26 protein-coding genes and 2 other annotated features are annotated in these 20,363 nt (G+C 39.9%); of the genes, 22 read left to right on the top strand and 4 right to left on the bottom strand.

What is annotated here, in order from left to right:
* Position 1: 1 nt before the first annotated feature.
* From nrdR to yjeM, 19 genes are all read left to right on the top strand, one after another.
* The gene (gene nrdR / locus QOS06_RS02815; protein ID WP_085678869.1) at positions 2 to 466 is read left to right on the top strand and encodes a transcriptional regulator NrdR; all 465 of its coding nucleotides are present in this window, start codon (positions 2 to 4) and stop codon (positions 464 to 466) included.
* Between the two features lie 17 nt (positions 467 to 483).
* Positions 484 to 1,845 carry a replication initiation and membrane attachment family protein gene (locus tag QOS06_RS02810; RefSeq protein WP_085678866.1) on the top strand — a complete coding sequence of 454 codons (1,362 nt, stop codon included), beginning with the start codon at positions 484 to 486 and terminating at the stop codon, positions 1,843 to 1,845.
* A gap of 20 nt (positions 1,846 to 1,865) precedes the next feature.
* On the top strand, positions 1,866 to 2,807 hold the full coding sequence (gene dnaI / locus QOS06_RS02805) for a primosomal protein DnaI (protein ID WP_003670857.1): 942 nt from the start codon (positions 1,866 to 1,868) through the stop codon (positions 2,805 to 2,807).
* Positions 2,808 to 2,853: 46 nt separating this feature from the next.
* Positions 2,854 to 2,990 (top strand) — a sequence feature (ribosomal protein L20 leader region).
* A gap of 42 nt (positions 2,991 to 3,032) precedes the next feature.
* Positions 3,033 to 3,545, top strand: a complete 513-nt coding sequence (gene infC / locus QOS06_RS02800) for a translation initiation factor IF-3 (protein ID WP_003664107.1) — start codon at positions 3,033 to 3,035, stop codon at positions 3,543 to 3,545.
* 22 nt (positions 3,546 to 3,567) lie between these two features.
* A complete protein-coding gene (gene rpmI / locus QOS06_RS02795; protein ID WP_003664106.1) occupies positions 3,568 to 3,765 on the top strand; it encodes a 50S ribosomal protein L35 in 198 nt (65 codons plus the stop codon).
* A 44-nt stretch (positions 3,766 to 3,809) separates the two neighbouring features.
* Positions 3,810 to 4,163 (top strand): 50S ribosomal protein L20, encoded by a 354-nt coding sequence (gene rplT, locus QOS06_RS02790; RefSeq protein WP_003664105.1) that lies wholly within the window; start codon positions 3,810 to 3,812, stop codon positions 4,161 to 4,163.
* Between the two features lie 153 nt (positions 4,164 to 4,316).
* Positions 4,317 to 4,847 (top strand): YqeG family HAD IIIA-type phosphatase, encoded by a 531-nt coding sequence (locus QOS06_RS02785; protein ID WP_065533117.1) that lies wholly within the window; start codon positions 4,317 to 4,319, stop codon positions 4,845 to 4,847.
* Positions 4,840 to 5,967, top strand: a complete 1,128-nt coding sequence (gene yqeH / locus QOS06_RS02780; RefSeq protein WP_019253098.1) for a ribosome biogenesis GTPase YqeH — start codon at positions 4,840 to 4,842, stop codon at positions 5,965 to 5,967. The genes QOS06_RS02785 and yqeH overlap by 8 nt, the downstream gene beginning before the upstream one ends.
* Before the next feature lie 23 nt (positions 5,968 to 5,990).
* On the top strand, positions 5,991 to 6,302 hold the full coding sequence (gene yhbY / locus QOS06_RS02775) for a ribosome assembly RNA-binding protein YhbY (protein ID WP_003664099.1): 312 nt from the start codon (positions 5,991 to 5,993) through the stop codon (positions 6,300 to 6,302).
* Between the two features lie 12 nt (positions 6,303 to 6,314).
* Entirely contained in the window at positions 6,315 to 6,968 is a 654-nt protein-coding gene (locus QOS06_RS02770) for a nicotinate-nucleotide adenylyltransferase (protein WP_396427713.1), read from the top strand.
* Positions 6,961 to 7,575, top strand: coding sequence for a bis(5'-nucleosyl)-tetraphosphatase (symmetrical) YqeK (gene yqeK / locus QOS06_RS02765; RefSeq protein ID WP_078009283.1), 615 nt, complete (start codon positions 6,961 to 6,963; stop codon positions 7,573 to 7,575). The genes QOS06_RS02770 and yqeK overlap by 8 nt, the downstream gene beginning before the upstream one ends.
* Entirely contained in the window at positions 7,575 to 7,931 is a 357-nt protein-coding gene (gene rsfS, locus QOS06_RS02760) for a ribosome silencing factor (protein WP_003670865.1), read from the top strand. Before yqeK ends, rsfS begins: the two co-directional genes overlap by 1 nt.
* Positions 7,931 to 8,671, top strand: a complete 741-nt coding sequence (locus QOS06_RS02755; protein WP_085719323.1) for a class I SAM-dependent DNA methyltransferase — start codon at positions 7,931 to 7,933, stop codon at positions 8,669 to 8,671. The genes rsfS and QOS06_RS02755 overlap by 1 nt, the downstream gene beginning before the upstream one ends.
* An 11-nt stretch (positions 8,672 to 8,682) precedes the next feature.
* Complete coding sequence (locus QOS06_RS02750; RefSeq protein WP_139561353.1) at positions 8,683 to 9,816, top strand: nucleotidyltransferase; 1,134 nt, start codon at positions 8,683 to 8,685, stop codon at positions 9,814 to 9,816.
* 129 nt (positions 9,817 to 9,945) lie between these two features.
* Positions 9,946 to 10,503, top strand: coding sequence for a DUF177 domain-containing protein (locus QOS06_RS02745; protein WP_003664093.1), 558 nt, complete (start codon positions 9,946 to 9,948; stop codon positions 10,501 to 10,503).
* 54 nt (positions 10,504 to 10,557) lie between these two features.
* Positions 10,558 to 10,737 carry a 50S ribosomal protein L32 gene (gene rpmF, locus QOS06_RS02740; RefSeq protein ID WP_003664092.1) on the top strand — a complete coding sequence of 60 codons (180 nt, stop codon included), beginning with the start codon at positions 10,558 to 10,560 and terminating at the stop codon, positions 10,735 to 10,737.
* A 224-nt stretch (positions 10,738 to 10,961) separates the two neighbouring features.
* Positions 10,962 to 11,648 carry a response regulator transcription factor gene (locus QOS06_RS02735; protein ID WP_003668474.1) on the top strand — a complete coding sequence of 229 codons (687 nt, stop codon included), beginning with the start codon at positions 10,962 to 10,964 and terminating at the stop codon, positions 11,646 to 11,648.
* A 12-nt stretch (positions 11,649 to 11,660) separates the two neighbouring features.
* Positions 11,661 to 13,136, top strand: coding sequence for a HAMP domain-containing sensor histidine kinase (locus QOS06_RS02730; RefSeq protein WP_085678848.1), 1,476 nt, complete (start codon positions 11,661 to 11,663; stop codon positions 13,134 to 13,136).
* 188 nt (positions 13,137 to 13,324) lie between these two features.
* Positions 13,325 to 14,818, top strand: coding sequence for a glutamate/gamma-aminobutyrate family transporter YjeM (gene yjeM / locus QOS06_RS02725; RefSeq protein WP_139561351.1), 1,494 nt, complete (start codon positions 13,325 to 13,327; stop codon positions 14,816 to 14,818).
* Positions 14,819 to 15,014: 196 nt separating this feature from the next.
* Here yjeM and QOS06_RS02720 read toward each other — a convergent pair whose 3' ends face one another.
* From QOS06_RS02720 to QOS06_RS02705, 4 genes are all read right to left on the bottom strand, one after another.
* Positions 15,015 to 16,334 carry an MATE family efflux transporter gene (locus tag QOS06_RS02720; RefSeq protein ID WP_498365839.1) on the bottom strand — a complete coding sequence of 440 codons (1,320 nt, stop codon included), beginning with the start codon at positions 16,332 to 16,334 and terminating at the stop codon, positions 15,015 to 15,017.
* 138 nt (positions 16,335 to 16,472) lie between these two features.
* Positions 16,473 to 16,883 carry a peptide deformylase gene (locus QOS06_RS02715; RefSeq protein WP_078009290.1) on the bottom strand — a complete coding sequence of 137 codons (411 nt, stop codon included), beginning with the start codon at positions 16,881 to 16,883 and terminating at the stop codon, positions 16,473 to 16,475.
* Between the two features lie 63 nt (positions 16,884 to 16,946).
* Positions 16,947 to 17,897 carry a membrane protein insertase YidC gene (yidC, locus tag QOS06_RS02710; protein WP_003670878.1) on the bottom strand — a complete coding sequence of 317 codons (951 nt, stop codon included), beginning with the start codon at positions 17,895 to 17,897 and terminating at the stop codon, positions 16,947 to 16,949.
* A gap of 98 nt (positions 17,898 to 17,995) precedes the next feature.
* Positions 17,996 to 18,271, bottom strand: a complete 276-nt coding sequence (locus QOS06_RS02705; RefSeq protein WP_003670880.1) for an acylphosphatase — start codon at positions 18,269 to 18,271, stop codon at positions 17,996 to 17,998.
* Between the two features lie 98 nt (positions 18,272 to 18,369).
* Here QOS06_RS02705 and QOS06_RS02700 point away from each other — a divergent pair, with 98 nt between their 5' ends.
* The 3 genes from QOS06_RS02700 to QOS06_RS02690 all read left to right on the top strand — a co-directional run bounded on the left by QOS06_RS02700 (position 18,370) and on the right by QOS06_RS02690 (position 20,076).
* The gene (locus QOS06_RS02700) at positions 18,370 to 19,146 is read left to right on the top strand and encodes a TrmH family RNA methyltransferase (protein ID WP_085649678.1); all 777 of its coding nucleotides are present in this window, start codon (positions 18,370 to 18,372) and stop codon (positions 19,144 to 19,146) included.
* 64 nt (positions 19,147 to 19,210) lie between these two features.
* Complete coding sequence (locus QOS06_RS02695) at positions 19,211 to 19,717, top strand: HD domain-containing protein (protein WP_078009294.1); 507 nt, start codon at positions 19,211 to 19,213, stop codon at positions 19,715 to 19,717.
* 20 nt (positions 19,718 to 19,737) lie between these two features.
* Entirely contained in the window at positions 19,738 to 20,076 is a 339-nt protein-coding gene (locus tag QOS06_RS02690) for a winged helix-turn-helix transcriptional regulator (RefSeq protein ID WP_003664081.1), read from the top strand.
* A gap of 49 nt (positions 20,077 to 20,125) precedes the next feature.
* Positions 20,126 to 20,333: a binding site (T-box leader), on the top strand.
* Positions 20,334 to 20,363 lie beyond the last annotated feature (30 nt).

Below are 20,363 nucleotides of genomic sequence, written 5' to 3'. Positions count from 1 at the left end.
ATTGCGCTGTCCACATTGTCACAAAAATGGATCACGGGTTGTCGATAGTCGGCCAAGCGAAGACGGAAGCTTTATTCGTCGTCGTCGTGAGTGCATTCATTGTGGCTTTCGTTTTACAACCTTTGAACGGTACGAGGAAACGCCACTACTAGTAATTAAAAAAGATGGCACGCGCCAAGAATTCAGTCGCCAAAAGATCCTCAATGGGGTTGTGCGCTCGGCAGAAAAACGACCGGTTAGTATGGAGCGATTGACCAAGATTGCAGATAAAGTGGAAAAACAAATCCGGAGTATTGGTGAAAGCGAAGTCTCCAGTCAAATTATTGGTAAATTTGTGATGAACGAATTAAAAGGCGTCGATGAGATTGCTTATATTCGGTTTGCAAGTGTTTACCGCCAATTTAAGGACGTTGATGCCTTTATGAGCGAACTTGAAACCATGATGAAGGCAGAACATAAAAAATAACTTAGGAGGGCTGTAAAATGACTGCAGCAGCTTTTGACCCGCAAGCCGGTTATGTTGTTACGGCCAGCACTGCATTTATTAGTTTTAATGACCAGACTTTTGCAACATTTTATCAGCCAATTTTAGGACCAGTTGCGTTTAGCTTTTTTTATGCGTTAAAAGCGCGCTTGTTGCCTAATCCTACGATTGCTAACCGGACCTTGCAAAGTGACCTGTTAGCCCAGGTAAATGCTGGGGGCCGACAAGTACTGGAGGCTCTTCATCGTTTAGAGGCAGTTGGCTTAGTGCAAACTTATTTCCAGCACGATGAGATCGGGGACGTATACGTTTATGAATTGCAGCCGACCCTTACTCCAGAAAAATTTTTAGCTGATAACTTGCTGAGTATTTTACTTTTAGAGGAAGTAGGAGAAGATGCGTTTGGACGTTTGACTAAGCAAAGTCGGCAATACAAGCTTGCTTCTTCTAACACTTCACTAACTAATGTGAGTCACAACTTTTTTGAAGAATTTCATATTAACTCGCAGTCAATTACTGAAACACCACAAGCGATTTTAACGGCGCGAAAACAGGCACCAGTAGAAAAGCAACCCCAGTTAACTGCGGGGATGAGCGATGACTTTGATTGGTCAACTCTCATTCACTTGCTGGCTAATCAGCCAATTGTCAGTGCAGACCTGGAAAATAATCGAGACCTAATATTGTTAGAACATCAATTATATGGGATTGATGTGCCAACGATGAAGACATTGGTTTTGCGGTCGATTGATCTGCAAACCAATCATTTCAATCCGAAAAAATTTAAGCAAATTGTTGCGTCTACCTATAATATTGTCTATTCTTCAACGACAAAAGTAGCGGAAAAAGAAGCGCCGGTGACAAATAGAAATAGTGAACTGACTAGTAAAGATCAGGAGTTATTGGCGACAGCTAAGGATTACTCCCCAGTCGAATTTCTTCAGGTTCTTAAAGGTCAAACGGGTGGCTACGTAACTTCAGGTGAACGTCATATTCTGACAGGTTTAGTAGCGCAAGAAAAACTTACCCAAGATGCCATTAATATCTTAACTTGGTATGTGATTAGTGACCGGGGGAATTCTACTTTGACAGCTAATTTTGTCGATGCAATTGCCAATAACTGGCTCCAACATGGCGTAATTAATGGGGAGCAAGCCATTGTCCAATTAAAGACTTTTAACAAGCAGTCGCAAGAAAAGAAAAAGGAAACAAAGACGCCAAAGAAAAATAAGTGGCGCAAAATGATTAAGGAACCGATGCCAGCATGGAGCAAGAAAGACACGAGTGAGTTGATGAAAAAGGCTTCCTCACAAGAAATTGCCAAACTGCGTGAACGGATCGCTAATCGTAAGAAGAAGTAGCAGCTAAAGGAGGTGGCAGCATGCAGTCACTAAACAAAACTTTACAAGAGTTAATGCGCGGTCAAAACATCGCAAACAATATCCAACAAACGATGAAGCAAGTTTATGCGGATAAAGATGTTCAAGCATTCTTAAACGAAAATCGTGACCGTCTTAGTAAAGAAGCAATTAAACGGGGACAATCAAAGCTTTATGAGTTTTTTCATGAAAAGCAATTAATTGAAAAAGGCGTGCCAACTGTTGCCCCGGGATATTCTCCGCAATTGGTTATCAGTGCAGGCCAAATTGACGTAACCTACGTTCCAACTAAACAGTTATTAGAACGCCAACGACAACGTTATATTCAACGACTAGTTAACTCGATTAATATGCCTAAGTTCATTAAAAATGCGTCATATGATGATTATTATTTAAATGAAGATACCCAAACTGATACACGCACAAAGGCAATTCAAGCAGCCATGGACTTTACAGATAATTACCAAAAAGATAATTTTCAACCAGGACTTTACCTATATGGAAAATTCGGAGTCGGAAAAACATACCTCCTTGGAGCAATCGCTAATGAACTCGCTAAGAGTAAGGGAGTTGCAACAACGATGGTTCATTTCCCTAGTTTTGCTGTTGAAATGCGGAATTCAATTAAGCAAAATAATACTGGCGAAAAGTTGGATGCTATTAAACGGGCGCCGATTTTAATGCTTGATGATGTTGGGGCCGGTGCAATGACAACATGGGTAAGAGATGATATTTTAGGAGTAATTTTAGAATATCGGATGCAAGAAGAATTACCAACTTTCTTTAGTTCTAATTTTTCAATGGATGAGTTGCAAAATAACCACCTTGCTATCAATGCGCAAGGCGATAATGAGCCCCTCAAAGCGGCTCGCATTATGGAAAGAATCAAGTACTTATCACGTGAGATTGAAATGGAAGGAAAAAATTTGCGTGATAAGGGATAAAGTTCTTGACATTAAACTTTGAATTTAGTAAGCTAATAAACGTTGAAAGAAAAAGCAGAAGCACCCGCTTCTCGCCTAGGTGATATTGATCGCCGGGCTGACGAGATGAATGATAATCGACCACTATGATAAGGTCGTTGTTATGAAGCGGGGTACTTTTGTACCTCGCTTTTTTGCTTGATCTTTCGCTAAAAAAATTGGAGGTGCGTTGCCATAGCACAAGATATGATTGTCAATAACGGTATTCGTGCACGGGAAGTGCGGTTAATCGGTCAAGATGGTGAACAATTGGGCATTAAGTCTAAGCGTGAAGCGCTACAATTAGCTGAAGAAGCTAACTTAGATCTAGTATTAGTTGCACCAAAGGCACGCCCAGCTGTTGCCCGCATTATGGATTACGGGAAGTACCGTTTCGAGATGCAAAAGAAAGAGCGTGAAGCTCGTAAGAAGCAAAAGACGATAACGGTTAAGGAAATTCGCCTTAGTCCATCAATTGATACTAATGACTTTAATGTTAAGTTAAAGCGTGTTCGTAAGTTCATTGAAAAGGGCGATAAGGTACGGATTTCATTACGGTTCCGTGGTCGTGCTATTACCCATAAGGATATCGGTCGTGACATGATTGAACGAATGGCTGAAGAAACTTCAGACATCGCTACTGTTGTTCAACGTCCGAAGATGGAAGGGCGGAGTATTTTCTTAACTCTTGCTCCGGCTGCTGATAAAGCAAAGAATTAATTTAAGAAGGTAGGAATTAGTTATGCCAAAGATGAAGAGTAACCGTGCTGCTGCCAAGCGTTTCAAGCGTACAGCTAATGGTGGATTCAAGAGTGGAAACTCATTCACTAGTCACCGTTTCCACGGTAAGACTAAGAAGCAACGTCGTCAATTACGTGGTTTGAGCATGATGGACAAGACCAACGTAAAGCGTTACAAGAAGTTATTACCATTTAAGTAAACTTCACAAAAATAACTATTTAATATACGTAGGAGGATTTCAACATGCGAGTTAAAGGTGGAACTGTTACGCGTGCACGTCGCAAGCGCATTATGAAGTTAGCAAAGGGTTACCGTGGTTCAAAGCACCGTCTTTTCAAGACTGCTAAAGACCAAGTAATGAAGAGTTACACTTACGCTTTCCGTGATCGTAAGGTCAACAAGCGTAAGTTCCGTGAACTTTGGATTGCTCGGATTAACGCTGCTGCACGTATGAACGACATTAGTTACAGCAAGTTAATGCACGGCTTAAAGGTTGCTAACATTGACATTAACCGTAAGATGTTAGCTGATTTAGCTGTTAACGATGCAGATGCATTTAAGGCACTCGTTGACGAAGCTAAGAAAGCTCTTAACTAAGCCTAAATAATCTTCGGTCGCTTATGATGCGTATGCATGATAAGCGGCTTTTTTTAATTAGTTGCTTTCCGAGTAAAGCACACGATATAATTAAATACTAGAACATTTAATCGGGTTAACCGATTGGAATATTAAATTTGATGAGGTGCAACTTTGTTAGAGATATTTAAACCAACATGGATGGTTAATACAATATATTCTGTTTCTCCTGCCCAATTAAAAGAGCAGGGAGTGCGAGCTGTTTTTAGTGACCTGGATAATACCTTGATTGCTTGGAACAATCCAGATGGAACTCCAGAATTAAAGGAATGGATGGATTCTTTACGAGAAGCCCATATTCCGCTAATTGTTATTTCTAATAATAGTAAGGAACGAGTTGGGAAAGCTGTTAATAGCCTTGACCTTCCATTTGTTTCGCGATCATTAAAGCCCTTAAGTTTTGGGATTGATCGTGCACGGAAAAAACTTAATTTAGCAAAAGATGAAGTGGTTATGGTTGGTGACCAGTTATTGACTGATGTTGCTGCGGCTAACCAAGCGGGCATTCGAAGCATTTTAGTACGCCCCCTATTAAATACAGATAAGTGGGATACCCGTATTAACCGCTTCTTTGAACGCCGTGTTTGGAAGAGCTTAAACAAAAAATATCCAGATTTAAAATGGCAGGAGGATTTGAATGACTGAACAAGAACAACAAACTGAAGAATTACGTTGTATAGGTTGTGGGAGTATTATCCAAACGGAAGATCCTAATGGCTTGGGTTATACGCCTAAGTCAGCCCTTGAGAAGGGAAAGGAGACAGGAGAATTATACTGTCAGCGTTGTTTCCGCTTGCGGCACTACAATGAAATTGCTCCGGTATCATTAACGGATGATGACTTTTTGCGCCTATTAAATCAGATTCGGGATGCCAATGCTTTAATTGTGTATGTTGTTGATGTTTTTGACTTTAATGGAAGTCTAATTCCGGGCTTACATCGTTTTGTTGGTGATAATCCAGTATTATTAGTTGGAAATAAGGAAGACTTGTTGCCACGTTCTCTACGGCGGCCCAAGTTAACTGACTGGATTCGTCAACAGGCAAATATTGCCGGATTGCGTCCAATTGATACGGTTCTTGTTTCAGCTAAAAAGAACCATCAGATTGACCACTTGCTTGATGTGATTGAAAAATACCGGCACAATCGAGATGTTTATGTTGTAGGTGTTACAAATGTTGGAAAATCAACGTTAATAAACCAAATTATCAAGCAACGAACGGGAGTAAAAGAATTGATCACTACTTCACGCTTCCCAGGAACTACTCTTGATAAGATTGAAATTCCGCTTGATGATGGGCATGTTTTAGTTGATACTCCTGGAATTATCCATCAAGAACAAATGGCCCATGTCTTATCGCCAAAAGACTTGAAGATTGTGGCGCCTCAAAAAGAGATTAAACCAAAGACTTACCAATTAAATGATGGTCAAACATTATTTTTAGGCGGCGTTGCGCGATTTGATTATCTTCATGGTGAACGTGCGGGAATGGTTGCTTACTTTGATAATAATTTACCAATTCACCGTACAAAGCTAAGCAATGCTGATAATTTTTATGCTAAACACTTAGGAGATTTGCTTACCCCACCGACTAGCGATGAAAAGGATGGGTTCCCACCATTAGAACGTTATGAGTTCCACATTACCGAAAAAAGCGATATTGTCTTTGAAGGTCTAGGATGGATTACTGTTCCTGCGAAAACGACTGTTGCTGCATGGGTTCCGAAAGGTGTCGGGGCTCTTGTACGGCGCGCAATGATTTAATTAGTATTTGAAAGGAAAGACTTATGCAATTAAGAGGAAAACAAAAACGATTTTTACGAGCACAAGCAAACCATCTTCAACCACTATTTTCTGTGGGTAAAGATGGTCTGACGGACAATTGGCTTGCTCAATTAGACGGCGCACTTGACCGTCGAGAATTAATTAAGGTTAGCATTTTGCAAAACTCAGATGTTACAACTGATGAAGTTCGCGAATTAATTGAAGAAAAAACTTCTATTCAGGTAGTTCAAGTTATTGGTCGGGTATTAGTTTTATTTAAAGTTTCAGCAAATAAGGATGCCCGTGAATTATCATCACGAGTAGCTGAAATCTAAGTAAAAGTAGGAGTGACGGTTTTGCAAAGCTGTAGTGTAGTAGACAAGGTGCAAACCCAGGCGCAACCGGAGACTAAAGTTAGTGGACACCGTAAGCGGATCGGCCTCTATGGGGGAACATTTAATCCTATTCACAATGCTCACCTATTTATGGCGGATCAGGTTGGTCATGCCCTTTGTCTTGATCGAGTTGATTTTTTACCAGATGCTAAACCTCCCCATGTTGATCATAAAGATTCGCTTGATCCGCAATTGCGGTTACAGATGCTCGAATTAGCAGTTGCTGATAACCCCTTTTTAGGGATTGAGTATACCGAGTTAGAGCGGGGAGGAGTCAGCTATACTTACGATACTATTAAGTATTTGTTAGATAAGCACCCTAATGTGGATTATTACTTTATTATTGGTGGGGATATGGTCGATTACCTTGACAAGTGGTATCGGATCAATGATTTAATCCGCTTACCCCATTTCCATTTTGTCGGTGTTCACCGTCAAGGAGCGAAGAATGAGACACGATATCCAGTGATTTGGGTAGATGTCCCAACAGTTGATTTTAGTTCAACCGATATTCGACAACGGGTGCAACGTGGCCAATCAATCAAGTATATGGTCCCAGATGCCGTAAGCAAGTTTATTGAGGAGCATCAATTATATCGTGAATGAAGAATTAGTTTATAATAAAAGTTATATCCCAATGACACGGTCTGAACTTATCGACCGTCTCAAAAAGGCGTTAAAGAATAAACGATTTCAGCATGTATTACGTGTTGAAAAAACAGCGATTGAGTTAGCTGCTCAATACGGTGTTGATATTGAAAAAGCAAGTATCGCTGGCCTGTGTCATGATTATGCTAAACAGCGTCCTGACGAAGATTTTATTGCCGAAATTAAGAAAAAAGGGCTTAATCCGCTGCTCTTAGATTATGGTAATGCAATTTGGCATGGAGTGGTTGGCGCAGAGCTAATTAAGGATGAATTAGGGATTTGGGATGAAGATATCCTAAATGCAGTTCGCCACCATACTACTGGAGCGCCAGTAATGACGAAGCTCGAGCAGGTTATTTACATGGCTGACTATATTGAGCCGGGTCGTGACTTTGCCGGCGTAAAAAAGGCACGAGTAATTACAGCAGCAAACCTTCAAGCAGGAGTTGCTTACCAAACAAAACATACGCTGGCTTATTTGATTGAAAATGGAAAGCCGGTATATCCAAAGACAATAGATACCTATAATGCATGGGTTCCGCAATATGAAGGAGAGATAGATTAATGGATAGTAAACAATTATTAGAAATGGTTGTCAAGGCTGCCGATGGTCGGCGCGCAGAAGATATCGTCGCTCTTAAAGTTGATGAAATTAGTCCAATGGCTGATTATTTCGTTATTATGACGGGAGGCTCAGACCGTCAAGTACAGGCGATTACGAATGCCATTGTTGAAAAAGCGCATGAAGAAAATGTCAAAATTGGTAGCGTTGAAGGTAAAAATCATGCTCAATGGGTATTGGTTGACCTTGGTGACGTGGTTGTCCATGTTTTCCGTGAAGAAACCCGTCAATTCTATAACCTTGAAAAATTATGGGCCGACGCACCCCTTGTCAATATTAACGACTGGATTAATGATTAATGATTTATCAAAGTTTTGCCCAGTTATATGACCAGCTTTTTGATCCTGAAATGTACCAGAAGTGGGAAAAGTTCACAATTAAAAACCTTCCTGCTAATACTAAGAGCATTTTAGATTTAGCTGGCGGTAGTGGACGGTTAGGAGTAATGCTGGCTGCTCGTGGATTTGATGTAACGGTTGCTGACTTTTCTGCTGAGATGCTCAGTATTGCCGATCAACATGCCACGGAAGCAGGAGTTAGTATGAATCTCTTGCAAGCTGATATGCGGGACCTCAGTGCTTTACCGCAGTATGATGCGATCACTTGTTATGCGGACTCTTTTTGTTATTTAGACGATGCAGCGGCCGTGCAAAAGACCTTCAATGAAATTGCTGATCATTTGAAAGATAATGGTGTCTTTTTATTTGATGTCATTTCTCCTTATCAAACTGATGTCATTTATCCGGGGTATATGTTCAACTATGAGGATAAGGATCATCAGCGAGCGTTCATGTGGCAGTCTTTCAAAGATGATGATGTTGAGCATGGCGTAATTCACGAATTAGCTTTTTTCACTCGAGATAATGATGGACGTTATGATCGTGTTGGAGAAACCCATTATGAACGTGCTTATGAATTGCCTTTATTAAAGCAGATGTTATCTCAAGCTGGTTTTAATTCTGTTGAAGTGGGATCAAATTTTTCGACTTCTATCAAAGAAGAAAAACCAACACGATGGTTCTTTAAGTGTCATAAATAAGGAGAGTTCACATGAAAGCAGTAGGGATGGTTGTTGAATATAATCCATTTCACAATGGGCATCGCTACCACCTTCAGCAAGCGAAAAAAATTTCCGGGGCAGATGTAACGGTAGCGGTAATGAGTGGTAATTTTACCCAGCGTGGTGAACCGACAATCGTTGATAAATGGTCGCGGGCTAGGGCTGCAGTGATGAATGGCGTGGACCTTGTAATTGAACTACCGGTTTTTTATGCTGTCCAACCAGCACACCGGTTTGCCGGAGGAGCGCTGAGTCTCTTAAATGCTCTTGGCGTTGACTCGATTGTCTTTGGGAGCGAGCATCCAGAATGGGATTTTGCCCGTTTGGTGAAGGCTGAAGAAGCTTTTAACCAGGAAAGTTTTAATAAGTATAATGCAACCTATGCCACCCAATTTAACGAGCAATTGAAGGAACAAACTGGTGTCACCCTGATTGATCCCAATGATATTTTAGCTTTTGCTTATACCAAAGCTAAAATCAACCAGGGTTATCATTTTGAATTGCTGCCTATCAAGCGACAAGGGAGTAACTATCACGACCAGCAAATCAAAGGAAAGATTGCGAGTGCGAGTGCAATTCGTCAGGCAATCAATGAAAAGGGCGATTACCGGCAAGCTGTTCCACAAGTGATGGGAGATATATTGGCGGCAATAAAGAGTATTCCTTCATGGACAGACCTTTATCCTTTATTACGTAATCAGCTTATTCAAACGCCTGTTTCAACCCTTCAGTCAACTTATCTAATGGCGGAAGGATTAGAATATCGGATGAAGGAAGCTGCCCAGCGGAGTCTTGACTTTAATTCGTTTATGAAATTCACCAAGACTAAACGGTATACTTATGCCCACTTATTGCGAGTTTGTTTATACACTATCTTGCAGATTACCCAAGAGGAAGTAGCTGAGCATAGTAAACATCCTTATCTTCATGTCTTGGCCTTTAATAAGCAAGGCCGTGAATACCTTCATGAGGTAAAAAAACAGCTTGATCTACCGCTGATTACAAAAGTCGACCAAGAAATGCGGGATCAATTGCTTAACCTTGATTACCGAGCAGGAAAACTATATCAGTTATTTACGCCGGCTGAACAAGATTTAAAGCACCCGCCGATAATTATTAATTAACGTCTTTGATAAAGTTTGGTAAAATATTCTAAGTAGATTTGGTTCCCTAAAAGGTTGTCAAGGAAAAAACATTGACAACGTATAAGGGGACTAGTATAATTGCACATGTTGCATTAGGAGGTTAGTACGTTGAAATGGTCGTTAGCTGAATTACATCGTTACCAAGATGAACCACTTCATATTCAAAGTACTTTTGATCTGAACGCATCATTAACGAAGCTGTTTCCAGATATTATTTTAGCTGTTCAACCAGTTAAAGTTGATGGTTACGTTACTTATGACGATGGTGATGCAACGATTAGCGCTCATGTTACAACGACGTTAACCGTTCCATCTAGTCGCTCGTTAACACCCGTTCAATTACCGCTCGATTTTACGTTCTCAGAGACGTATATCGATGATCGTTCACACTTTGCCCGCTATGAGGATGAAGATGAGGTTGTTTTCCTTATTAAAAAGGGTGATTCAATTGATTTTGATACTGCATTAGCGGAAAACATCGTTGAACAGGTACCGCTACGGGTTCTTTCTGCCGAAGAAAAATCTGGCAAACCAATGCCAAATGGAAAAGGTTGGAGTGTTATCTCTGAAGATGACTACAAGGCCCAGCAGCAGAAAGATGACAAAGTTGATCCACGTCTCGCTAAGTTGCAAAACCTTTTTCCTGATCAGGATAACAAAAAATAGCGGACGGTTAAAAACCATTTGTGGATAATTCTAATTTCTTAGGAGGTGTCAAACATGGCTGTTCCAGCACGGAAGACTTCAAAGACTAAGAAGCGTATGCGTCGGGGTCACATCAAGTTAAATGTACCTGGCCTTACCCCTTGCCCAAACTGTGGTGAACTTCGCAAGTCCCACATGGTATGCCCAAGTTGTGGTTACTACGACGGCAAGCAAGTTGTTAACACTAACAACTAATTAATATAAAAGCTATCCTTTAGGCGCCGGACCTAGGATAGTTTTTTTATTTTAAAATTTTCTAAGAATTTACAAGTGAAAAATGATATAATCTAATTCCTTGATAAATCGAGATTTTTAGTATAGAGAATACTGGGGTTTATTAAAAAATTGTGATAAAATTATTGTGTTTTATTAATACGTATAACAAGTAAAAAAAGATTATTATAGTAGGTGAGTTATTAATGAGTCGAATTTTAATTATTGAGGATGAGGAAAATTTAGCAAATTTTGTAGAACTTGAATTAAAGCATGAAGGTTACGATACAGATGTTGAACTTGATGGTCGTGCTGGATTAGAAGCAGCTTTAAATCAAGATTTTGATGTGATTTTGCTAGACTTGATGCTCCCAGAGTTAAATGGGATTGAAGTTGCACGGCGGGTTCGTGAAATAAAAGATACACCAATTATTATCATGACCGCTCGTGATTCTGTTATTGACCGTGTCTCTGGTTTAGATCATGGGGCAGATGATTATATTGTTAAGCCATTTGCGATTGAAGAACTCCTTGCACGGGTCCGGGCGTTATTGCGGCGAATCAGTATTGAAGATGGTAATAATAAGGAACATCAAACAACGGTCAATTACAAGGATCTTACCATTGAAAAAGAGAACCGGGTTGTTCGTCGCGGCGATGAAGTAATTAACCTTACCAAGCGGGAATACGAATTACTGTTGATCTTAATGGAAAATATCAATGTTGTTATGTCACGAAAAGACCTTTTGAGTAAGGTATGGGGTTATGATTCCAAGGTTGAAACCAATGTTGTTGATGTTTATATTCGGTACTTGCGGAATAAGATTGACCGTCCTGGTGAAAAGAGCTACATCCAAACGGTTCGTGGTACTGGATATGTGATTCGCTCCTAGGAATGATCAATTATGAAGCAAAAAGATGAAAGACGGTTTGTTTCACTAAAAATTAAGTGGGCAGCTGGAACGGCATTAGGGTCATTAATCATCTTTTGTATCGTTGCGATGGCATTGTTTAGCGCGTTTACGCAAAATTTATTTCATCAAGAAAGACAATTATTGAATCAAGGGATGACTAATATTAGTACACAATTAAGTACTGTTGATAAGCCCTTAACTAAAAAGAATGTTAGTCACCTTATTGATCCAGACAGAAACCGGTCGAATATTATTTCTGGAGAGGAATATAAACGACCGGTAATTAAAGAGTTAAGTGATGGACACTTGGTTATTAATATTTATAATCCTGATGGAAAGAATATTTTGAGTACTGGTCGTTATATTAAAAAGCCGCAGTTTACGACTAATCGCAATATTCATATTGCTGCTGGGCCTGATCATGATGTGTTGGTCGGGCAGATGCCAATTTATGGTCAGAATAATCGGCAGTTGATTGGGTACTTACAAGTTGAAAATAACCTTGACGCTTATATGCAAAGTTATCATCAGTTGGCATTAGTATGTATCTTGGCTCTCTGCCTGGTTTTGATTGCGAGTGGGCTATTGGGATACTTTCTTTCCCTCTTTCTCCTTCGACCATTGGATGGAATTCATGACACAGTTAAGGAGATTAGTGCAGATCCTACTAAAGATGTCCGGGTACCGACTACCAATCGTAACGATGAACTAGCAGAATTGATAACAATGTTTAATGAAATGCTTGATCGAATGCAGCGGTATATCGACCAGCAGTCACAATTTGTCAGTGATGTTAGTCATGAACTCCGAACCCCTGTTGCGATTATTCAAGGACACTTAGAGATGCTTCAGCGATGGGGCAAGGATGATCCAAAAGTGCTGGATGACTCAATTAAGGCAACATTAATTGAAACGCGCCGGATGAAAAACTTGGTTCAAGAAATGCTTGATTTGAGCCGAGCAGAGCAAGTAGAGATTAATTTCCGCAACCAGCATACGATTGTTAATGATGTGGTTCACCAGGTCTACAATAACTTTAAGATGCTATATCCAGACTTTACTTTCCGTTTGGACGACGATCTGAAAGAACCAATCATGGTTGATATTTATCGCGATCATCTTGAACAGGTCCTTGTGATTTTATGTGACAATGCTGTCAAATATTCCACTGATGATCATAAAGAGATCCATATTATTCTTTCGCGGGGAATGAATACTGTTGAGATTGGTATTCAAGACTTTGGTGAAGGGATCTCACCGGAAAATGTAAAACGGGTCTTTGATCGCTTCTATCGAGTAGATAAGGCTCGTAGTCGTAAGAAAGGCGGCAATGGATTAGGTCTTTCAATTGCCAAACGACTAATTGAAGGTTACCATGGTTCAATTACCCTAGAAAGTTCAGTCGGTGCTGGATCATTGTTTAGAATCATTTTACCGATTATTGAAGATCCAGAGACAAAAAAATAAATATTTAAGATGTGAGAATAGAAGCAGGATGAGAAACTTTTGCTCCTATCCTCACTTTTTTATTACAAAACATTTTTATTTAATTGTTTTCTCAATGGCCGACAAAATAAGCGATGTTTTCAACTAAGGGCGGTATAATGAAAACGGATACTAAAATATGAGGATTTTTATTGAGGAGTTGAATAGGAGTGGCTACGAAAGAGCAGAAAAAATTAATCACAACGCCAACATTGGTGTTAATGATTATTTCGACAATATATGGGTTTGGTAATGTTTCAATAGCCTATGATCAAATGGCATATGCGGGGATGTTTTGGTACATCCTTGCTGGAGTTTGTTTCTTCTTCCCCTGTTGTTTGATGATGGCTGAATATGGTTCGGCATTTAAGGACGCCAAAGGGGGAATCTATTCCTGGTTAGCTGGTTCGATAGGGGAACGGCTGGCCTTTATCGGAACCTTTATTTGGTTAGCGAGTTGGGTTCTGTGGCTAGTATCAAGTGCTTCTCGACTTTGGATAACATTGTCGGCACTATTATTTGGCCATGATACTACCCAACAATGGCATTTTTGGATCTTTAATTCTAATCAGTTAATTGGTATCTTGGCCATTCTTTTTGTCTTACTTGTAACCTTACTGAGTTCCCAGGGAATTAATGGGATTACGAAAGTCAGCTCATTTGGTGGAGCGTTTATGATTGGAATGAATGCAATTTTTATTATTGCAAGTTTAGTAACGATTATTGCTAACAAGGGGGTTACTGCCCAGCCTATTCATGGTACTAGCAGTTTTATTGAGTCGCCTAATCCTGCTTTTAAGACGCCAATTGCGATTATTTCATTCGTTGTTTACGCAATCTTTGCATATGGTGGAATGGAAAATCTTGGTGGAGTTACTGATAGTATGAAGAATCCAGCGAAGACATTTCCAAGAGGCTTAGTTATTGGTTCGCTCTTAACGATTGGCAGTTATGTGCTAATGATTTTAATGACTGGCTTTAGTGTTAATTACAATCATGTTATTGCAAAATCAAGCGTTAACTTAGGTAATGTTACTTATGTTGTCTTTAATCAATTAGGATACCAACTAGGTGTGTCACTAGGGTTAAGTCATGCTACTAATATTTTTCTTGGTGTTCTCTTTACGCGAATGATTGCGTTAGCTGGCCTGATGGGGATGTTAGGAGCAATGTTCTTGTTAGTTTACTCCCCGATTAAGTCCTTTATCATGGGAGCTAATCCTGAGTTATGGCCTAAAAAAATTGTGACATTGAACAAACACGGGATGCCAGCATATGCAATGTGGATTCAGGCAATTTTTGTTTCGTGTATTATTTTCTTAGTTGCATTTGGGGGTTCAGCAGCTGCTAGTTTTTACCAAATCTTGACAGATATGGTTAATGTTTCAACCTGTGCCCCGTATATCTTCCTTGTTGGTGCATTCCCATTCTTTCAAAAGAAGGATATCCCACATGATTTTGTAGTATTTAAGAATCATTTTTGGACAAATGTATTAGTTGTCTTTGTTGAGATAATTGTTTGCCTAGGAATCATCTTTACATGCATCCAACCAATTATTGAGCATGATTTTCAAACTGCATTCTGGACGGCATTTGGTCCGGTCTTCTTTGGGATTGTTGCTTGGATTTTCTACAATCACGCATCAAAGAAGATTACAAAGTAGATAAAAGAGGAGGCTGGGAGAAAACTTTTGTTTTCTCTCAGCCTCAACTACTTTTATGAATAATAGTAAGATAACGTGGAACTAGCTTCGCGTCGCCACAAGGCTCGAGTCTAAGTACGAACGATAATCAGCCCGTGCCGTGCTAATCACCGTTCTATCCTTAGCCCACCGCCTTGTCGAGAAGGTTATTTTCCACTTACTCTTTATTCAATTTTTTAAGTCGCTGGTAAATGATAATTCCACCGATGCAAGTAATAACAAATTCAGTAAAAGGAACTGCTGCCCAGACCCCATTAATTCCGGCAACTTTTGCCAGAATAAAGATTGCGGGGAGAAGGATAATATAACCACGAAGAATCGATAAAGAGAATGATGCCCGCGCTGATCCAATTGCTGTTAAGAAAAGAATGAACAATAGATTTAACGCGCTGAAGAATACACTTGTAAAGTAAATCGGGAGGCCAACACTAGCATAGGCGAGAAGTTGACCAGAATGAGAAGTGTTAAAAACTTCAATAATTGGATGCTTAAAGGTAATTAGGATAATAAAGCTGATTGTTGCTAGAAAGAGGGTAATGATAATCCCATTTTTTAATGTCATCGATACATTCTTGTATTCGTGTTTACCAAATTCCCGACTAGCAAGCGGTTGAACACCGAGCGCTACTCCATTAGCAATTGCTAGCACAACGATGGCAATGTTGGAAATAACGCCATATGCGGCAACGGCATAGTTATTAGCTAGTTGCAATAAAACATGGTTAAAGAAATAGATACTAACACCAGTACTTAATTCGTTTAATGCTGAAGCAACCCCTAAATGTGCTGAGCGCCAAATGTTTCTTAGGTGAGGGACAACCCAGTGCCATTGTAATTGTCGTCCGGCAAACTTCCGATGAAAACTTAAAACCATCAAGCTAATTGCTGGCGAAAATAACACTGCCAATGCTGCTCCTTCCAATTTAAGACCCATTCCAAAGATAAAGAACCAGTCGATGAGAATAACAGATAATGTTTCAGTTAAGGTGGCCTTCATGGTTAACGTGGGATTGCCATCATTACGAATGAAATTAATGGCAATGTAGTTAGCCATATAGAGAGGTCCGCTCCATGAAATTATTCGTAAATAAATGATTGCCATCTGACGAGTGGCATCATCTGCCCCAAGGAAATTAACTACTGGAGTCGCAAAAATGTTTAATAGGATTGCTAGGATAAGACCGAAAGTAAAAGCAAAAATCATCAGTTGACTAAATAATGATTTTATTCTCTCAGGATGCATAACTTTATTTAACGAAAAGATTGTGGCGCCACCGACTCCCAATAATAGTCCAGTTCCATTAAAAACGTTGAACAGGGGCAGCACCAGGTTAAGAGTAGTTAAGCCTAAAGCTCCCGCCGCGATTGAAATAAAAAGGGTGTCAATAATAACATACATTGACATCCCAAGGGTGGCGACAACATTACGAACAACATAATGCCGTACTTCCTTCGTAATTGACATTGGTAAATCCATATTAAAACCTCCACAAAACTTGCTCCCATCCTCCCTGTTGGACGCCTGTTTGAGAAGCATAAATTAATTTGTTGCAGAACCCGGCGATTCTACTTTCCTTATTTCATTTATTGATATTTTAGCAAATATTCTCATTGCTTATATTATAATTCCATTACAATGGTCAATTTCATGTTGAATAATCTCAGCAGCAAAATCCGTAAGTTCTAATGTTTGCACTTGCCAGCTCTGATTACGAAATTTAACGGTAATTTGCTTATAACGTTTAGTAGGACGCGTTCCGCTCAATGAAAGACATCCTTCTGTAGTTTGATAAGGATGACTTTTAGCGACAATTTGCGGATTAAACATTACGACATTAAAGGGCCCGATTCGTGCAATAATTGCATTCTTATTTACACCAATCATATTGGCAGCCATTCCAACACATTCAGCTTGGTGAGCATTAAGAGTATCGATAAGATCGTTTGCAAGGGGCAAATCAGCTTTAGTAGTTAGGGTTGCTTTTTTAGCAAGTAATTGTTGGTCTTTAATAATTGGTTTAATCATGTGTCTTCCTCCGAAAAAACAAAGCTGAGAAAAAACTTTTGCTTTCTCCCAGCTTCTTAATAATTATTTTTTATGATGTTGCTGTTTGCCAGCATTACGTTGATGATTACGGTTTGCTTGATCGCTTGGCTTGGCATCGCCTTTACGTAATTGGTCAATTGCATCAGTCGGTTTAGTTGAAGAACTAGGGGTGTTAATTACTGGTGCTTCTGGCATTTTAATTGGATTCTTCTTGCTCTCTTCCTCAATTTGGCGACGAATCCGCGGACGGTATGCATTGACCATCAAGGTTTGTAAGATGGCAAATAATCCACCAATGAAGAAGTAAAGACCTAATCCAGCAGAAGAAGTGATAGAAATGAAGAAGGTCATGAAAGGACTCATCCAAATAGCAGCCTTCATTTGCTTCTTCTGGGCTTCAGGAACACCGACAAGACCAAGATAACTCTGGGCAGCATAGGCAATAAAAGATAAAACCGCTAAGATAATACTTGGCTTACCAAGTGGAATCCCAAAGAAAGTTGCGTGGTAAAGGTCTGGAGAATAACGGATAGCAGCATATAAGGCGGCAAAAATTGGCAGCTGAATTAACAATGGGAGACAGCCAATACCGCCAGTTAAGCTAATGTTGTTATCCCGGTACAGAGCCATCATTTGTTGACTAACCGCAGCCTGTTCTTCAGGAGTCTTGGCTGCTTTTTGCTTTTCTGTTAGTTCTTTAATCAATGGTTGAACCTTGGACATCTTTTCTTGCATAATGGTTGATTTTTTCATTTGTGAGAACATCACTGGTAAAAGAATTGTTCGCACAACTACCACAATGACAATAATTGCCCAACCGTAGTTATTGCCCATGTGGCTAGCTAGCCATTCCATCAAGTGTTGCATTGGTTTAGCCATATAATCATAAACAAACCCGTATGGCCGACCGCTCTTGGTAGTCCGTACACATCCGCTAAGAAGAAGCAGGAGGGTAAAGAGGCCACCAGCGATCGTTATTCGTTTTCGTTTCATATTAATGAATCAAACTCCCTTATTTCTTTGTATATTAATTACGTTAATAGTACGTATTTTACTCTATTCAGGAATTGAATTCTACCGCTAATCGCGAACTAATGCGTAATTTGAAATGAATGATGGTAGTTTTGCAGGCTTCCCTCGATGATTTTAACCTTATTAATTCGAGCGTAGGGGGTCGGCCCAGCTTTAATTTTAGAGATTAATTGTTTAACAATCTCAATGGGACCCTGCAATTCGCAATAAACGCTCCCATCATGCTTATTCATAACAATCCCCTCTATTCCTGCTTGTTGTGCCAACTGATAGACGTTCCAGCGGAAGCCAACTCCTTGGACGCGGCCAGTAATGGTAAGATGATAATTAACCATAATTGAAACTCCTTAATGAAAACTTATTATTAGTTAATAACAATTGTACAACAGGAACATGGTATAATTTAATTAACAAGAAGGAGCATGTAAATTATATGGAACAATTAACATCAATTCACAATCAGCACGTTAAAGATTGGAAAAAGCTACAAACCAAAAAAGCACGACGCCAGACTGGTACTTACCTGTTAGATGGCTGGCACTTAGTTCAAGAAGCGTCTAAAGCTGGAATCGAGCTTTTAGAAGTAGTGGGGACAACTGAACAATTAGCTGCTCATCCAGAACTGGAAGGCATGGCTAATGCAACCTATGAAGTTACTGAAGAGATCATGAAGCATATTACTGATACGGTAACGCCCCAGGGAATTGCCGCGGTTGTTGCTTTACCAGATTCTCATCGTTTACCAGCAGGGCCATTGCATGGGGCATGGCTTTTCCTCGACCGGGTTCAAGATCCAGGAAACGTGGGGACAATGGTGCGGACAGCAGATGCCGCAGGATTTACTGGAGTAGTAGTTGGACAACGCTCAGCAGACTTATTTGGTCCTAAAGTTGTTCGTTCAATGCAAGGAAGCCAATTCCACCTTCAAATGTTTGAGGGTGACTTAAGAAAGTGGATTGATGATTTTAAATCAATCAATGCTCCGGCGTATGGAACACAACTGAATCCCCAAGCCAAAAACTTCCGGACTGTTGATCCCGGTGATACTTTTGCCTTAATCATGGGCAATGAAGGACAGGGGATGAGCGATGATCTTCTTTCACAGACAACTGATAACCTCTATATCCCAATGCGTGGTGAAGCCGAATCGCTTAACGTCGCTATCTCTGCAGGAATCTTAATGTTTCAGCTTAATCAAAATCTAGATTAAATTAATTTATTTTCTCGTTAAAATCGTGTATGATAATTGCAATAATATAGAAAAGGGGTATTACATGAAATCAAAAAATGAATGGCGCACCGATAAAGAGTATGTTTCAATTGTTGCCGATCTTTTAGCCCAGCCAGCTGTCCAAAAGCTAGCGAACTATACTCAGCATCATCACTCTACCCGCCTGCAACATTCTATTGCGGTTTCGTATGATAGCTACAAAATTGCTAAAAAAATGCATCTTGATTATCGCAGTACTGCGCGGGCAGGTCTCTTGCATGATCTCTTTTATTATGATTGGCGGACGACTAAGTTTAATCTAGGGACTCATGCTTTTATTCATCCCCGAGTTGCATTACGCAATGCTGAAAAGCTAACCCCATTAAATAAAAAAGAAAAGGATATTATCCTTAAACATATGTTTGGCGCAACGTTGGCAGTACCACGCTATCCAGAGAGCTTAATTGTATCGCTAGTTGACGATTTCGAAGCAGAGCATGAGTTCTTTGGACCGCTACGTGCAAAAATGCGTCGGAAGATTAAGAAACGTCGGATGCAAACAACTTGGTAGAGGAGAAGGAGAGTTAAATTATGGAACAATTAGTAGCAGAAAAGGCACTTGATGAAGACTGTAAACTTTGTCCAAAATTTACACGTACATTTATGATCTTGGGAAAGAAATGGAACGGGTTAATCATTGAGGTGCTGCTTAAAAATGGCAACATGCGGTTTAAAGATATTGCCAGTAGCATTGCAAAGTGCAGTGATCGGGTCTTATGCGAACGATTAAAAGAACTTGAAGACGAACAAATTGTTATTCGCAACACTTACGAAGGTTCTAGTCGGGTAGACTATTCGCTAACTGAACGTGGTCAAGAATTGCGTCCAGTCATGGAAGCTGTTCACGCATGGAGTGACAAGTGGATTTAAAAATAACGCTTGACGCCTTACAGATGATTGTCTAGAATATGTAATTGAATTAAAAGCGATGATGAGAGCTAGTAGCTAGACGATCCTGTTAGAGAGTTGCAACCATGAGCTGAGAATTGCAATCAGTGATCTAAGGCGAATTTCACTTTCGGAGCTGATACGTAATGGTATTCCGGCCAATCACCGTTATTGATTATTTGAGTGTGTAGGATTTGTTCCTACAAACTAGGGTGGTACCGCGAAGCCTCGTCCCTATATTGGGATGAGGCTTTTTTGAATTAAGGAGT

Origin of the sequence: Limosilactobacillus sp. DJ3M12 (genome assembly GCF_947381695.1) — a bacterium.
Taxonomy (GTDB): Bacteria; Bacillota; Bacilli; order Lactobacillales; family Lactobacillaceae; genus Limosilactobacillus; species Limosilactobacillus kinnaridis.
This window is presented reverse-complemented; position numbering and strand designations above follow the sequence as displayed.